The organism is Candidatus Thiodiazotropha sp. AKIB8 (genome assembly GCF_058244675.1).
In genome coordinates, this window is record NZ_JBSYOO010000026.1 from 129,946 (window position 1) to 146,356 (window position 16,411).

13 protein-coding genes are annotated in these 16,411 nt (G+C 49.0%); 7 read left to right on the forward strand and 6 right to left on the reverse strand.

Annotation, left to right across the window (positions count from 1 at the left end; translation table 11 throughout):
• Positions 1-19 precede the first annotated feature (19 nt).
• The 4 genes from AC4IFB_RS05285 to sucC all read right to left on the reverse strand — a co-directional run bounded on the left by AC4IFB_RS05285 (position 20) and on the right by sucC (position 3,957).
• Positions 20-793: a hypothetical protein gene (locus tag AC4IFB_RS05285; RefSeq protein WP_490777740.1), complete on the reverse strand. Its 774-nt coding sequence runs from the start codon at positions 791-793 to the stop codon at positions 20-22.
• Positions 794-987: 194 nt separating this feature from the next.
• A complete protein-coding gene (locus AC4IFB_RS05290) occupies positions 988-1,881 on the reverse strand; it encodes a PPK2 family polyphosphate kinase (RefSeq protein WP_490779578.1) in 894 nt (297 codons plus the stop codon).
• Between the two features lie 17 nt (positions 1,882-1,898).
• The gene (sucD, locus tag AC4IFB_RS05295; protein ID WP_490777743.1) at positions 1,899-2,768 is read right to left on the reverse strand and encodes a succinate--CoA ligase subunit alpha; all 870 of its coding nucleotides are present in this window, start codon (positions 2,766-2,768) and stop codon (positions 1,899-1,901) included.
• Positions 2,769-2,796: 28 nt separating this feature from the next.
• Positions 2,797-3,957: an ADP-forming succinate--CoA ligase subunit beta gene (gene sucC / locus AC4IFB_RS05300; RefSeq protein WP_490779579.1), complete on the reverse strand. Its 1,161-nt coding sequence runs from the start codon at positions 3,955-3,957 to the stop codon at positions 2,797-2,799.
• Between the two features lie 666 nt (positions 3,958-4,623).
• Here sucC and AC4IFB_RS05305 point away from each other — a divergent pair.
• Both AC4IFB_RS05305 and AC4IFB_RS05310 read left to right on the forward strand, forming a co-directional pair.
• Positions 4,624-5,964: a KamA family radical SAM protein gene (locus AC4IFB_RS05305; protein ID WP_490779603.1), complete on the forward strand. Its 1,341-nt coding sequence runs from the start codon at positions 4,624-4,626 to the stop codon at positions 5,962-5,964.
• 488 nt (positions 5,965-6,452) lie between these two features.
• Positions 6,453-7,754, forward strand: a complete 1,302-nt coding sequence (locus AC4IFB_RS05310) for a citrate synthase (protein WP_490777745.1) — start codon at positions 6,453-6,455, stop codon at positions 7,752-7,754.
• Between the two features lie 11 nt (positions 7,755-7,765).
• On the opposite strand, the gene AC4IFB_RS05315 is transcribed toward AC4IFB_RS05310, so the two are convergent.
• Complete coding sequence (locus tag AC4IFB_RS05315) at positions 7,766-8,407, reverse strand: hypothetical protein (RefSeq protein WP_490777746.1); 642 nt, start codon at positions 8,405-8,407, stop codon at positions 7,766-7,768.
• A 169-nt stretch (positions 8,408-8,576) separates the two neighbouring features.
• Positions 8,577-11,042: a penicillin-binding protein 1A gene (locus tag AC4IFB_RS05320; protein WP_490779580.1), complete on the reverse strand. Its 2,466-nt coding sequence runs from the start codon at positions 11,040-11,042 to the stop codon at positions 8,577-8,579.
• A gap of 210 nt (positions 11,043-11,252) precedes the next feature.
• Between AC4IFB_RS05320 and AC4IFB_RS05325 the strand changes: the two genes are divergently transcribed.
• The 5 genes from AC4IFB_RS05325 to AC4IFB_RS05345 are packed head-to-tail and all read left to right on the forward strand — an operon-like array spanning position 11,253 to position 16,233.
• Positions 11,253-12,326 (forward strand): pilus assembly protein PilM, encoded by a 1,074-nt coding sequence (locus AC4IFB_RS05325; protein ID WP_490777748.1) that lies wholly within the window; start codon positions 11,253-11,255, stop codon positions 12,324-12,326.
• Positions 12,326-12,886, forward strand: coding sequence for a PilN domain-containing protein (locus AC4IFB_RS05330; protein ID WP_490779581.1), 561 nt, complete (start codon positions 12,326-12,328; stop codon positions 12,884-12,886). Before AC4IFB_RS05325 ends, AC4IFB_RS05330 begins: the two co-directional genes overlap by 1 nt.
• Positions 12,883-13,482, forward strand: coding sequence for a type IV pilus inner membrane component PilO (locus AC4IFB_RS05335; RefSeq protein WP_490779582.1), 600 nt, complete (start codon positions 12,883-12,885; stop codon positions 13,480-13,482). Before AC4IFB_RS05330 ends, AC4IFB_RS05335 begins: the two co-directional genes overlap by 4 nt.
• A 2-nt stretch (positions 13,483-13,484) precedes the next feature.
• A complete protein-coding gene (locus tag AC4IFB_RS05340; RefSeq protein WP_490779583.1) occupies positions 13,485-14,018 on the forward strand; it encodes a pilus assembly protein PilP in 534 nt (177 codons plus the stop codon).
• 31 nt (positions 14,019-14,049) lie between these two features.
• Positions 14,050-16,233, forward strand: coding sequence for a type IV pilus secretin PilQ (locus AC4IFB_RS05345; protein ID WP_490779584.1), 2,184 nt, complete (start codon positions 14,050-14,052; stop codon positions 16,231-16,233).
• Positions 16,234-16,411: the final 178 nt, after the last annotated feature.

Genomic DNA, 16,411 nt, shown 5'->3' on the forward strand with positions numbered 1-16,411 from the left:
CTTGTGACGCCAATGCATGTCACTCTTTGGAGCAGTGAATACGGCGGCAAACACTTTCAGTGCGATTCTGTGCATGTCGCTCTATGTAGTTCTCGTAGTGAATATTCGAGGCGTCGAATGGGGTGCCTTGCTCCAGACTGTTGATGACCTCATCGGGTAGGTTATCTAGCCAGTTTGTTATAAATCTCTCCCTTCCACCTTGAATATCACAGCGCTCAGCGTGGGCTACCTGATGTAACAGGCTGGATGCAATCTGCCCCCTGTTTGGCTTGATCCAATTTTCGACCGGTTCCTTGAGCGAGCAGTAGATCCTCTGACAGTCGTTGAAGCAGCCTGTCTCTATCGCCTTGCTCTGGTGGATAGTGATCCTATCGAGACTGATCTGAGAGAAATAGGTGGTCAGTATTTTTTGGGTCGATTTAGGCAGGTGGTAAGTCTTCCCAACCTGACTATTTTGGGCCAGGCGTACCAGTCGGTTGAACTGCTGCGACAATAGGCGTTTGCTGCTGCTGACAGTTGTAGCTCTGTTAACGGTGGCTGGACGTTCATGTCTTAAGTCTCGGCAGGCAACAAATTCTGTACCAGGCCCACTGTCAAAGCGCTCTAATACCTCAAAGCCGTTAGGGCATCGGTTGCGGGAAACAAAGCAGGGTAATCGATTATTAACCCGATAGTCGTTGCAGGTGGTAGCCGCATTCTGGCGGTTGCTTCGGGTTTCGGAGAATCGATCGGCGCTAACTGGGAGAGATATGATCAGGCCGATGGTGGTGAGTAGGGGAATCCAACGGGTCATGGTTTTTCCAGATGGCTGTCAGTTTATCGACATTGGTTTAAAAAAATCTCTTCCTTGCATCTTGCTTCATCAATTACCGTCCTCTTCGTGAGGCTGCTGAAGAGGAGAGTGGGCAACCACCCTATTATGCGCCCACACTGGTAGATCCGCTATAGTGGCGCCTGATCAGCGCCTGATAACTTGATTGGGTTGCCTTATGAGTCTTCCTGGCTGAGCAGTTGGCGCATCTCTTCGAATCGCCCCGACTCCTGTTGATCTACTTCAGGGTATTGAGGGGCCATAGACTCCAGGGTTTTGCGGATAATTCGTGCTACCTGCCAGCGCATATAGGGTTTGTTATCAGCCGGGATGGCATACCAGGGCGCTCCGGGTTTTGATGTGGCAGTCAGGGTCTCATGATATGCCTTCATATAGGTTTTCCAGTGTTGCCGCTCTTCAACGTCCTTGACTGAAAATTTCCAATGTTTGTGTGGTTCGTTAAGACGTGAGAGAAAGCGCCTGCGCTGTTCGTCTTTACTGACATTGAGCCAGAATTTGATGACCACGGTGCCATTCAGGGCTAAATGTTTTTCAAATTGGCGAATCGAGTCAAAACGCTGTTGCCAAAGATCATCCAGATTTGACGGAATTGGTATGCGCTGGGAGTCTAAATAGTCAGGATGAACCCGCACTACCAGGGTCTCTTCATAATAGCTTCTGTTGAAAATGCCAATACGACCACGCTCTGGCAGGCAGCGTGTGGTGCGCCATAAAAAATCATGATCCAACTCGAGTTTGGAGGGCTGCTTGAATGAAAATACCTGACAGCCGCTGGGATCGATGCCTGTCATCACTGCCCGGATTGTGCTGTCTTTTCCTGCGGCATCCATCGCCTGGAATAGAATCAGCAGCGAACGCCGATCCTCGGCATAGAGTTGTCGCTGCAGTTCATTGAGTGCCTCGACCTCATTCGCTAGATTTTTTTTACAGTCCTTTTTTCCTGGGGCGTCATCGGGAGGTTGGGTGGAGAGATCTTTTAACTTTAAAGACCCGTCGAGGGGTATCAGATAAGGGCTCTTGATTGGTTTGGTCAGATTGGCTTTTTTCATCATGGATCCTGTAACGTTCAATCGAGCAGTTCCGCCATGCGCCTACCCATCTCGGCGGGGGAGCGAACCACATGTGCCCCTGCAGATTCCAGAGCCTGAAACTTGGCCTCAGCTGTACCCTTTCCGCCGCTGATGATTGCGCCAGCGTGTCCCATGCGTTTACCCGGAGGTGCCGTGACTCCAGCGATATAGGCGACTACCGGCTTTTTCACATGCTGTTTGATGTACTCGGCTGCCTCCTCTTCGGCAGAGCCGCCGATCTCGCCAACCATAATAATGCCATCAGTCTGCTCATCATCTTCAAAGAGTTTGAGGCAATCGATGAAACTGGTGCCATTGATCGGATCGCCTCCGAGTCCGACGCAGGTGCTTTGACCCAGTCCGGCCTGGGTGGTCTGATGAACCGCTTCATAGGTCAAGGTGCCGGAGCGTGACATAACCCCGACTCTGCCTGGTAGATGAATCGAGCCAGGCATAATGCCGATTTTGCATGCGCCTGGTGTAATGATGCCGGGACAGTTGGGTCCTATGAGTCGGGATGGGTAGGTTTTCAACGCCTCTTTGACCTTCAGCATATCAAGGATGGGTATGCCTTCAGTGATGCAGGCGATAACCTTGATACCTGCGTCCGCTGCTTCGATGATTGCGTCGGCAGCAAATGGCGGAGGAACATAGATCATGCTGGCATCAGCCCCCGTATTTGCCACAGCATCATGGACTGTATCGAAAACAGGGCGGTCGAGATGGGACTGCCCTCCTTTTCCCGGGGTGACACCACCAGTCAGATTGGTGCCGTAGGCGATTGCCTGTTCAGAGTGGAAGGTACCCTGCTTGCCGGTAAAGCCTTGGCAGATGACGCGGGTGTTATTGTCTACGAGAATGCTCATGTCTCTTTTTTCCTGTCAGCTGGTGGTTTCAAGCGGCGGCCGAGACGGCCTTTTTAGCGGCCTCGGTGAAGTCATTGGCGGTAATGAAGTCCAGACCGCTCGAAGAGAGCATTTCGAGGCCCTCTGTTGCATTGGTTCCCTCAAGCCTGACAACCACTGGAACCGGTACGCCGATGCTACGTGCTGCGGTGATAATGCCTTCAGCGATGAGGTCGCAACGAACAATGCCACCAAAGATGTTCACCAATACTGTTTTGACTTTGTCGTCAGAGAGAATGAGTTTAAATGCTTCAGTGACTCTTTCGGCCGTAGTGCCACCACCCACATCGAGGAAGTTTGCCGGTTCCCCACCGTGAAGCTTAACCATATCCATAGTAGCCATTGCCAGGCCGGCTCCATTGACCATACAGCCGATACTGCCGTCCAGGGTTATATAGTTGAGGTCATGCTTCGCGGCTGCGGCCTCTTTTTCGTCCTCCTGAGATATATCTCGCAGGGCAACCAGATCCTGGTGACGATAGAGGGCGTTACTGTCCAGATTGATTTTTGCATCCAAAGCAATGAGTTTTCCGTCAGTGGTGATTATCAGTGGGTTGATTTCGATCAGGCTGATATCTTTGTCGATATAGAGTCGATAAAGCGCCATCATAATTTTCGAAAACTGTTTAATCTGATCCCCGGTAAGGCCTAAGCCAAAAGCCAGTTTGCGGCATTGATAGGGGAGCATGCCGGTGGCTGGGTTAATCACTGTGGTGAGGATCTTCTCCGGGGTATTGGCGGCGACTTCTTCAATGTTCATGCCGCCGGCGGCAGAGGCCATGAATGCGATACGGGAACGTGACCGGTCAAGCAGAGCGCCGAGATAGAGCTCTCTGTCGATGTTACTCCCCTCCTCCACCAGAACACTGTTGACTGGCAATCCCTCTGGACCGGTCTGATTGGTGACCAGTGTCATGCCGAGAATCTCTCCAGCCATCTGCTCTACTTCATCAAGGGTGCGGGCCAGTTGTACGCCGCCTGCCTTACCACGTCCGCCGGTATGGGCCTGGGCTTTGATTACCCAAAGGTCGCCTCCAAGTTCCTGTGCGGCGGCACGGGCTTCACTCGGGCTTGAAACCGCCTGCCCCTGAGGAACGGGTATGCCGTAGTTGGCAAATAGTGATTTAGCTTGGTATTCGTGTAGGTTCATATCGTTGCCTTGGTGGATGGTCTGTCGGCTATCTGTTTTTAATTATGAGTCCATAAGCTGAATTATGGATGGTAGCGAAAAAAATTTATAGTGCTTTGCACAATAAGTGTCCATATTCGTTATTTGGTGTCTAAACAGGTTGCTGGCAATTATTTGTCTAACATAGCAGTCAAGACAATATATATAGTTTTTAATGCTTATGTAATCAAGTATTGTTTAACGTAATGTATATCTATGTTTTATGATATAGAGGCTAATTGCTTTAAAATGACGCTAATTTCGGTGAGATGGGTTTTTTTATGCCGGAGGCTGTGCGCTACTGTTTTGCTCCGATGACTATTGTTTGTTAGGGTATGCGCCCTCCTTCCTACATGAAAGGGATTTGCTGAGGGGTGGAAAATTTCTTCGATTTAGGGACATAGCTACTGTTTCACCGAAAACATTTCTCAAGGTGAATGCAGCTCAAAACAGTAGTGTTAATCATAAAAAAGAGCCTGTTAATCGCTAACTTTATCTTTCGCTGAGACTTTAGGCGATGAATTTGTCATCTGCCACAGCTACTTAACTTGATCTATCGGGTGCAACTCAGCTGGCTGTTAAGTCATCTGAGACCTTTGCGTAGGTTAGGCGGAAGACCTGGAGCCGAATATGTCACAACAATCGTCAATGACTCGAACTTTGCTACACAAAGTTGAGTTTGAAGACGCACCACAGCAATTCAAGGTATTTACTGCTCGAGATTTCGATAAAATCGAACAATTGAAGCAGCTTCCAAGTGAGTTGCTTTTTGAGATGAAGGTCGTCTCGTCGGTATTACCCTTCAGGATTAATGCCTATGTGATCGAAGAGCTTATAGACTGGAGCTGTGTGCCTGAGGATCCAATTTTTCAGCTCATATTTCCGCAGAAAGGTATGCTTTCAGAGGCACACTTCAATCGCATGGCTTTGGCAATACGCTCTGGCGTGGATAAGAAGGCCCTGCGAGTATTAGCTGATTCGATTCGAGCAGAACTTAATCCTCATCCTGCGGGTCAGCTGGGTGAGAACATACCCCGCGATGAGTCAGGTGAACCTGTTCCGGGCTTGCAGCACAAGTATCGCGAGACTGTGCTGTTTTTCCCCAGCCAGGGTCAAACTTGCCACAGTTACTGCAGCTTCTGTTTTCGTTGGGCTCAGTTTGTCGGTGATAAATCTTTGCGGATGGCCACCACTGAGTCTGAGCGTCTATACAGCTATCTTCGGGAACACACCGAAGTAACCGATTTGCTGGTGACTGGTGGCGATCCAATGGTGATGAAGAGTCGTCAGTTGAAGAGCTATCTTGAGCCCTTACTGCACCCACAGTTCAGTCATATTCAATCGCTGAGGATTGGTACCAAGGCGCTTAGCTTCTGGCCTCAACGCTTTATTACCGATAGTGATGCAGATGAGTTGATCGAGCTGATACATCATCTGGTTCTGGCGGGGAAACATGTCGCCATCATGGCGCACTATAACCACTGGCGTGAGTTGGATACGGACATCGCAAGAGCCGCGATTCGTCGCTTGAGGGCGACGGGTGCTGAAATAAGGAGTCAGGGTCCCCTGCTGGCGCATATCAATGATCAGGCTGATGACTGGGTGAGAATGTGGAATGAACAGGTTAAGCTGGGGGTTATTCCCTACTACCAGTTCGTTGAGCGAGATACTGGCGCAAGACGCTATTTTGAAGTGCCGCTGTATAAGGCCTGGGAAATCTACAGAGAAGCGATGCAGAAGGTCTCAGGTCTTGGTCGCACCGCTCGTGGTCCCAGTATGAGTGCAGCCCCAGGCAAGGTTGAGATTCAGGGTGTTGCTGAGGTCGATGGCGAAAAGGTATTCGTGCTGCGATTCATTCAGGCGAGAGACCCCTCTTGGGTTCAGCAGCCTTTTTTCGCAAAATATGATGAAAGGGCGACTTGGTTCGATCAATTGAGGCCTGCCAATGAAGCTTCGGCCCGCTTTTTTAGTGATCCGGTCACTTTGTAGGTGCCAGGGCGAGAGCGATTCTGGATTAACAGCTTGCCACAAAGATAGAACCTTTTTGGGCCGGATCGGAGATGTTCTGCTGTTTTCTGGTGACTATTCAGGGGTGATGGTGTTGCCTGCAGACTATTTGCTGTAAAACCCAATAGTTATCATTTACATAAACTTGTTGATGTTTCAGCATGGCTTTAAGTTATAATTTGGGGCCTTATAAAAATATTATATGAGGAGTATGGAGATTATACCTGTAGCGGTTTTCTGCTCGCATTAAGGTGATTTTACTAAGTGACAGGAGCCCCCGCGTCACTTGCAAAGCTTGAATCTCTGAATGTGTTCAGTCAACATTATAGCTCCTACCCCTACCATGGGCAGTAAAAATAAATAATCAATTCACAGGGTTATGCCTGTTTTCACTGTGACTGGCCTTTTTAGCTAAATCGGCATATCGTGTCGTGCAGCGGGTTGGTTTGCGGTAATTTACGGAGTTCACCATGGCGGATAATCAAAAAACTTATACCTTGACCAATGATGAGACCGGTGTGTCAATCAAGCTACCGGTTCGGGAGTCGGTACAGGGTCCACCGGCAATTGACGTCTCTTCGCTCTATAGTGATGCAGGTGTTTTTACCTACGATCCGGGCTTTATGTCCACGGCAAGCTGTAACAGTAAAATCACTTTTATCCAGGGTGAGGTGGGTATCCTTGAATATCGAGGTTATCCCATTGAGCAGCTCGCTGATGGCGGAGATTTCCTGGAGACAGCATATCTGCTCTTGAATGGTGAGCTTCCCACGAAAAGCGAATTGGTTGATTTCAACAGTTTGATCAGTCGTCATACAATGCTGAACGAGACTTTGAAGCACTTTTTTGGCGGTTTCCACTATGACGCTCACCCTATGGCGATCATGGTTGGGGTTGTTGGCTCCTTGTCTGCTTTCTACCACGATTCACTGGATATCAATGATCCTGAGCAGAGACAAGTGGCTGCCCATCGTCTGATCGCAAAGATGCCCACCATTGCTGCCGCCAGCTTCAAACACAATATTGGCGAGCCGATCATGTATCCACGCAATGACCTCTCCTATTGTGCGAACTTGCTGCACATGATGTATGCCACCCCTTGTGAACCGTATGAATTGGATCCAGTTGCTGAGAAGGCGCTCAATCTGCTTTTCATTCTGCATGCGGACCATGAGCAGAATGCCAGTACTTCAACAGTCAGGCTTGCTGGTAGCTCGCTGGCTAACCCCTTTGCCTGTATTGCTGCAGGTATTGCCTCTTTGTGGGGGCCTGCCCATGGTGGTGCCAACGAAGCGGTTCTGGATATGTTGAATGAGATTGGCGATGTATCACAAATCGATAAATATCTGGCCAAAGCGAAAGACAAGGATGATGGTTTCCGCTTGATGGGATTCGGTCATCGCGTCTATAAAAAATATGATCCACGTGCCGGCATCATAAGAGAAGTCTGTCATCAGGTACTTGAGCGTCTTGCTGACGACAGCAATCCGATGTTCGAGTTAGCCCAGCGTCTGGAGGAGATCGCGCTTAATGATGAGTATTTCATCGAACGCAAACTCTATCCGAATGTGGATTTCTACTCCGGCATCATCTACCGGGCACTCGGTATACCTAACAATATGTTCACAGTTATGTTCGCAATTGCCAGAACGGTTGGCTGGGTTGCGCACTGGTTGGAGATGATGGATGACCCAAGGCAGAAGATCGGCCGTCCCCGTCAAATCTACAAAGGCTATCCGCGGCGAGACTATGTGCCGATGGATAAGCGATAGGCAACTATGGCTCAGATCAAGGCACGGTTCTCAGGCAATGGCTCATCCATTGCCTGTTCCTTCGCCAGCAAATCTCTCAGCTGCTTAAGGTTAATCCCCTCGTAGGGGCGGTTGTCAAAAGAGTCCAATGGGCGTTTATGACGGCTGTCGTTAGGAAATACAACCAATAAAAACTGTATCTCGTCGGCTGAGAAGGTAAAGCAGGGTATTGTCTCATGGCTGCCATCGCTGAAATGCAGGTTTCGCTGTTTCTCTTGCCATGGAATATGCAGGTCGCTAAGGGTGAAGAGTACCTCTTCTGGCGTCTCGGCATGGAGATGTAATTCTATCCGGCTGTTACTGTCTGCAGTGCCGCGAAGTACCGGTCCAACCAAATGTGGATGAAAGGTCTTCAACGCCTGCATCGCCTCAAGTGCGTTTTCACGCAACAGCTGTAAAGCATCAGGTTGCTGATGACCCAGAATCAGACGTTGCTGTTCCTGAAGGGCAAATTCCACCTCCTCCCTGTTCGGCATCATCTGCTGCCGGGTAACGCCAAGTTTAGCTGCAGCTTTTCGACATGCGTAGGCAATATTATCGGAACGTAATTCAGTCAGTATGCGTGCGGCCTCGTAGGCAATGCGTTTTTGTAGAAGTCGTTTGCCGTTGGTCATAGGAGTATTTACCGAAGTGTGTTGTCTGCCGGACTGGATAGCCTATTTACATCGATTAATTTTTTGGATTTGAGATATCCTCACTCGCCGACTATTCGTAGCATGTTTCTATAGCATTGGCCATTTCTTTGATTGAAAGTTCATCGCGATTCGCCCGAGGTCATCGATATCAGAACGGATCCTCAATGGCTTTTACGCTTCCTCTCCTCTGCTCCTGTTGCGTATTGCTGTTGGAGTTTTGCTTCGTTTGAGCAGGTGCTTTGCCAACTTCGAAAACTTCAAACATTGCTCTGGGGTGACCAACTCCGACTGGTTGGCCGGTTTCAGAATCGATGCGCATGGTGATCATATCTGAAGGCATGTCAGGGATACGCTCCTCTATGCCATTGAGTGCTACCTTCATATAGTCGATCCAGGCGGGTAGTGCGGCACGACCACCCACTTCACCTCTGCCAAGTGGGGAAACATCGTCAAACCCAATCCAGGCAGTGGTCACCAGATAGTGATTAAAGCCGTTGAACCAGGCATCTTTCTGGTCATTGGTGGTGCCTGTTTTACCTGCGATATCTTTTCTTCCAAGTGCACGGGCCTTCCGGGCTGTGCCAAGTTGAATCACATCACGCAGCATGGAGTGCATCAGATAATGGTTCTGTTGGGATATGGCTTGCGCGGCGCAGCGGGGAGTTATCGGCTCGGCTTGCTCTGTGATTTCCGACTCTGGATCGTTTATTGATATCTGATCAGCCGCTTCAGCTGCGGCCTGTTCCATAGCTTCGTCGCATATCTGCAGAGGGTTGGCTTGATATAGGAGCTCACTCTGATCATCTCGTATAGATTCTATAATATGCGATGAGACATAAAAGCCGCCATTTGCAAGCACGCTATACCCTTCGCTCATAGCCAGAGGGGTGACTGCACCACTCCCCAATGCAAGAGATAGATCATGCGGTAACTGTTTTTTATCGAATCCGAAGCGGCTTGCGTAGTTGATAGCCTGCTTGATACCTATCTTTCTCAGTAGTCGTATAGAGACCAGGTTTCGCGAATGAGTCAAGGCGTATCTGAGACGTGTCGGGCCAAAGAATTTTCCGCTGTAGTTCTCAGGTCGCCATGCAGCCTCCAGGCCTTCGTCGTCAAAGACCACAGGGGCATCGTTAATAATACTGGCAGGGTTGAAGCCAGCTTCCAGTGCAGATGAGTAGATAAAGGGTTTGAAACCAGAGCCTGGCTGGCGTTTTGCCTGCGTGACCCTGTTGAATTTGCTGAGGTAGAAGTCATAGCCGCCAACTAAGGCCTTAACTGCACCGTTATTTGGAAATAGTGAAACCATGGCGCCAGATACTTTAGGTATCTGGGCAAGCCGCCAGTAGGGTAATCCATCCTCATTCAGTTCGCTATAGAGATAGACCATGTCACCAGGCTTAACTATCTCAGCTGCCTGTTTGGGTTCTGTCTGTTTACGCTCAGTGTCGATATAGGCACTAGCCCATGATAAACCGGCCCAATCTATGGTGAGGTGCTCTCCCTGCGCTGACAGAACTGTGATCTCCTTCTCAGTTACAGCGATCACTATGCCCTTTTTTAAGTCGGCTGCATCGGCCAGATCAGCGAGTTTTTCGATCAATGTCGCCTCTTCGGTCTCCTCGCTGATTTCGTAATATCCAGCACTACCCCGGTAACCATGGCGCTTATCATAGCTTTGAATTGCATCACGCAATGCCCTGTTAGCAGCCTCCTGAAGATGGCTTTCGATAGTGGTTGTGATGGTGTAGCCTCTGGTATAGGCTTCTTGTCCAAAGCGCGTAACTGCTTCTGCCCGCGCCATTTCTGCCACATAAGGTGCCTCAATTTCACTTGGTGCATTATGTGGTTCAGCGCTGATTGGACTTGTCTTTGCAGCTTCGTATTCAGCTTGACTGATGTAGTCCAGATCCAGCATCCGGCGTAGAACATAATTACGGCGAATCAATGCGCGTTGAGGATTTGAAAGGGGGTTAAGTCGCGATGGTGCTTTAGGCAGGCCGGCAATCATAGCGATTTCAGAAAGCTCAAGTTTTTCAACCGGCCGGCCGTAATAGACTAAAGCAGCGGCACCCACGCCATATGAACGGTGACCGAGATAGATTTTGTTGAGATAGAGTTCGAGTATCTCCTCTTTGGAGAGCAAACGCTCTATCTTGAAGGAGAGAAATATCTCATTCAATTTACGAGTGTAGGTCTTCTCACTGCTAAGGAAGAAATTCCTTGCGACCTGCATCGTAATGGTGCTGCCACCTTGCCGGCGTTCACCGGTTAGGAGAAGTTGAACGGCTGCTCGTATTATGCCGTGATAGTCCACGCCAGGGTGCTGGAAAAAGCGGTCATCTTCAGCAGCCAGGAAGGCTTGGATCATGAGTGGGGGAACTTCGTCAAAGTCGAGAGGCTCGCGACGTTTTTCTCCAAACTCTGCGATCAACAGGTGGTCGCTGCTGTAGATACGAAGGGGGACCTGTAGATGCACATCTTTGAGTGTTTCGATGGATGGCAACTTGGGTTCAAGGTAGAGGTAGGTACCATATAGACCGATGGCACCTATCGCCGAAAGGCCGAATAAGAAGTAAACGAGGTATCTTGAGAGTTTGTAGAACGACTTCATGCGCTGGTTCACAGAATTGGTTGATCCGGAGGGAACAGAATGGTTTCCATGCAAAGTCAGATAGTCTAGCAAATAAAATGCGAGCTTTTTCAGCTCATTTGTGAAAAAATGTCTTCACAAAAAAATCATTTGCTGCTATATAGTTACTTACTCTAGTTAAAGAGAATCCTAGTTAAGTTCTGCGGCATAAGGATCGTTTGGGTAAACCGCATGTCACTATTCGGAAGAAAAAAGCCGCCTTTAATAGGCATCGACATCAGTTCTACGGCAGTTAAGCTGCTGGAGTTGTCGCAAGCTACTGGGCGCACCGGTTCGACCTATCGTGTCGAAGCTTATGGCGTGGAGCCACTCCCTGGCAATGCTGTCGTTGAAAAGAACATCGCTGAAGTTGATGCTGTTGGCGAAGCGATACGTGCTGCGGTCCGGCGTTCCGGCTCGAAGGCAAAGCATGCTGCTGTAGCCGTTTCAGGGTCGGCAGTCATTACGAAAGTAATTTCCATGCCTGCCTCCCTGTCTGATCAAGAGCTGGAGAGCCAAATCCAGTTAGAAGCGGATCAGTACATCCCCTACCCATTGGAAGAGGTCAATCTCGATTTCGAGGTGATCGGGCCTTCGGAGAAAAATCCGGAGTTGGTGGATGTGTTACTGGCTGCTTCCCGTAGCGAAAACGTGGATGATCGGGTTGAAGCTTTGGATATCGCAGGTCTTACTGGCAATATTGTGGATGTTGAAGCTTACGCGATGGAGAATGCCTGCTCCCAGTTACTGGATCAGCTTCCCGAGCATGGTGAGGATCAGACCATCGCCATTGCTGACATCGGTGCTACGACAACGACACTGAATGTACTCCACAACAATAAGATCATCTACACACGTGAACAGAATTTTGGTGGCCGTCAGCTGACTGAAGAGATTCAGAGACGCTACGGACTCTCAATTGAAGAGGCTGGTATGGCTAAACGTCAGGGTGGTCTTCCTGATAACTACATCCCTGAAGTGTTGGAGCCTTTCAAAGAGGCGATGGCACAGCAGGTTAGCCGATCACTTCAGTTTTTCTTCTCCTCCAGTGCCTACAACAGCGTGGATCATATTATCCTGGCTGGCGGCAGTTCATCCATACCGGGTATTGATGATTTAGTGGAAGAGAAGTTGGGAACCCCGGCATCGGTGGCGAATCCGTTCGCTAACATGTCGGTTTCATCCAGGGTAAAACCACAGGCGTTGAGTGCTGATGCTCCCGCATTAATGATTGCCTGTGGTCTCGCACTGAGGAGTTTCGACTGATGGCGCGCATTAACTTACTCCCATGGCGGGAAGCTGAACGTAAAGAGCGCCAGAAAGAGTTTGGGATGATGGTCCTGGCAGGGGCGCTCCTATCCGCTTTTGCTGTATATGGTGTTCACAGCATCATCCAGTCTCAAATAGAGGCGCAAGATCAGCGAAACAACTACCTGAAGCAAGAGATCAAGGCGGTTGAAAAGCAGATTAGCGAAATTCGTGATCTGGATAAGACCAAACAAAATCTACTGGCCAGAATGAACATCATTCAAGAGTTGCAGAGTAGTCGGCCACAGATCGTACATCTGTTTGATGAGGTTGTGTCAACTCTGCCCGATGGGGTCTATCTCGATGAGATTGAGCAGTCAGGTAATAAAGTTGCTTTTAAAGGGCAGGCTCAATCCAATGCCCGGGTCTCTTCCTTGATGCGAAATATCGATAGCTCTGAGTGGCTGGATAATCCAACACTGGATTTTATCGAGAGCAAAGAGAAGACCGGAACGGGTTACAGCCACTTCAAGCTCACGGTTAAGCAAGCCTCCCAGAATGTGGAGGTGGAAGAATGAATTTTGAAGATCTCAATGAACTAGACCTGAATAACATAGGTATTTGGCCAACACCGGTTAAGGCTGTTGTTGTGGTGCTTGTTGCAGTGATTGTGATTGCAGCAGGTTACTACCTGATTATCGAAGATCAGCTCATTGGTCTCGAAGCTGTACAGAGTAAAGAGCAGACCTTACGCAAGGAGTTTGAGACCAAACAGGCGAAAGCTTCAAATCTGGATGCCTACCGCCAGCAGCTGGAAGAGATGAAGCAGTCTTTTGGTACCATGTTGAGGCAGCTGCCGGATAAGACAGAAGTCGCCGAATTATTGGTGGATGTGTCACAGACCGGTTTGGCATCGGGACTTGAGTTTGAACTCTTCAAGCCGCTAGAAGAAGTACCAAAAGAGTTTTACGCTGAGTTGCCGATACAGATCATTGTAAATGGTAAATACCACGAGTTCGGTAATTTTATCAGTGGACTGGCCGCGCTGCCGCGCATCGTCACCATTCATGACATCAAGATTAAGCGGGGCGATCCAAAATCGGCTAGTTCCGAACTGATGCTGGAAGCAACGGCCAAGACCTACCGCTATCTTGATGAAGAGGAGGGAGAGTGAGCATGAGTATTATGCTGCAAAAATGCAGATTGCTGATCCCTTTGTTGCCCATGCTAATGATCTTTGGCTGCGCAAACCCTAATCTGGATGAGTTGAGAAATTATGTAGCTGATCAGAAATCGGCGCCTCCTGCACGGATTGAACCCCTGCCTGAGATCAGGCAGATTGAAACCTTTCTCTACACTGAAGCGGGTCGCCGCAACCCATTCGTTGATATGTCGGGTGAACAGGCGGAGGCAACCAGTGTTACTGGTAACGGACTGCGGCCCGATATCAATCGTCGCAAGGAAGAGTTGGAAGGTTTTCCGCTAGATTCGATCCGTATGGTTGGAACCTTGGAGCAGACCGGAGTTGCTTGGGGTCTTGTGAAGACCAAAGAGGGTACGGTGCATAAGGTAAAGAATGGCAACTATATGGGCCAGAACCATGGCCGTATCATGCTGATTACTGAAGACAGAATCGAATTGAACGAAATCGTCCAGGATGGTTCTGGTGGTTACATTGAGCGTCAGGCTTCGCTAGCGTTGGCGGAATAGTCAAGAGGATTTCGAGATGAGGGGTTTGCCAATGGCACTCAGACACTGTGGGATGGAACAATCTGGACTGGTTCGTGGCTTAACGCACCGAGTTAACGGGTTGATGTTTCTGTTGATTTTGTGGGGCTTGCCCCTCGCGGCAATGGCCGGGCCTTCCCTGCAGGCGATAGATTTTTCCGCGCTACCTGGAGACAGGGTTCAGATTACTTTGGGGATGTCAGGGGCTGTCGATGAGCCGGCGAGTTTCGTCACTGAAAACCCTGCTCGAATATCTTTCGACTTTTCCGATGTTAGTAGCTCCCTGGGTTACAAAACCAAGCTGATTGGTGTTGGCCCGGCACACAGCATCACTGCACTGGAGGCTGGTAACAGAACTCGAATAGTGATCAACCTTTCTGCGATGGTGGGTTATAAAACAGAAGTCATTGATTCCAATGTATTGATCACCCTTGATGTGAGCAATCAGGGTATTGGTTCAAGTGCCAGTTTAATGGAGGAGCCAGTTCAGGCGGCCTCCAGTATGACTTCTTATGATGAGACACAAGACTCAGCGACTTCTGCGCAGTCATTCGATATCGCTAATGTCGATTTTCGTCGTGGTGAGGCAGGTGAGGGACGTGTTCTGGTAACTTTGGGCAATCCATCAATTCCGATTGATGTGCGCGAAGTTGGCGGAAAAATCATCATGGAGGTTTTCAAAGCTTCTATAGATAGTTCCCTTTTACAATCTTTAGATGTGATGGATTTTGCTACTTCGGTAAGCAAGATCGAAACCAAACCTGTTGGTGAAAATGTTGTCATCGAAATTACCCCTACCGGTGAATATGACTATCTTGCCTATCAGGCAAACGAAGTCTTTGCAGTAGAGGTTCGTTCACTCTCCAAGCAGGAGAAAGATGACCTACTTAAAGAGAGACTGGTTTTTACCGGAGACAGGTTGTCACTGAACTTTCAGGATATCGAGGTACGTGCTGTGCTTCAATTGCTGGCAGATTTTACCGGCTTGAACCTGGTGACCAGTGACACTGTGGATGGCCGGATCACACTGAGGCTGAAAAATGTACCCTGGGACCAGGCCCTCGATATCATCCTCAAATCAAAGGGCTTGACCAAACGTCAGATCGATAATGTGATTATGGTGGCGCCGACTGAAGAGGTGGCGGCACGGGAACAGCTCGAGCTGGAGTCTCAACAGAAAATTGAAGAGCTGGCGCCGCTTCGCTCCGATTTCATTCAGGTTAACTACGCCAAGGCTGAGGATTTAGCTGAATTGCTGAAATCGGAAGAGAACAGACTTCTCTCTGAAAGGGGCAATGTAACCGTTGATGTTCGAACTAATACACTCTTGATTCAGGATACAGCTGCGAAACTGGAAGATATCCGCCGCCTGCTGCAGAAGCTGGATATCCCTGTCAGGCAGGTGCTCATTGAGTCACGAATTGTGATTGCCAACAACGATTTTGCCAAGGACTTAGGTGTACGTTTCGGTGCAAATTTCGATGGCTCTTTCGACGATAATTTCACTCTGACCGCAGGCGCTTTGCCAGGCCATCTGGATAACTCAGCCGGTATTGCCCCTGGTATCGAGAATAATGGTGAAGACACTAATGATCACGACCGGGAAGCCCTGATGGTGAATTTACCGGTCAACTCAGCTTCCGGCGGATTGAACTTTTTGGTGGGCAAGGTTGGGAGCTATCTGCTGCAGTTGGAGCTGACGGCAATGCAGACAGAAGGTCGGGGCGAATTGATTTCAAGCCCTCGAGTGATTACCTCTGATCAGACCCAAGCCTCTATTAAGCAGGGTGTTGAAATACCATACCAGCAAGCAACCTCAAGTGGAGCGACGATAATTGCCTTTAAAGAGGCGCTGTTGAAGCTTGATGTGACGCCTCATATCACCCCTGACGACAGAATCAGAATGGACCTTGTCATCAACAAGGACAATCCTGATTACACACGTTCAATTTTAGGCGTTCCTCCTATCGATACACGTAAGATCGAGACTACAGTACTTGTGGATAACGGGGAGACTGTTGTATTGGGTGGTGTTTTTGAGAGAAACAAAACCAAGAGCACGGAGAAAGTACCTTTCTTCGGCGACATCCCATACGCAGGTGTGCTGTTCAGACGTAACGAGCAGGTTGACGACAATAACGAACTGCTGATTTTCGTAACACCGAAAATCCTCAAGGAGACCCTTACAGTTCGTTAGCTCGTTCTCAGATATCATGAGTAAGGCGCGCCTGAAAGGCGCGCCTTTTTTTTTGTAGAATATACCTGTTCAGCACTGATTCTTTGCCAGCTTGTCTCAGGAATCTTGCTAACTAAGCGAATAATCCTTTTCTGTGCGGCCTAATGTGCTGTATAAGTTGATCATTACTCTTCTGTCA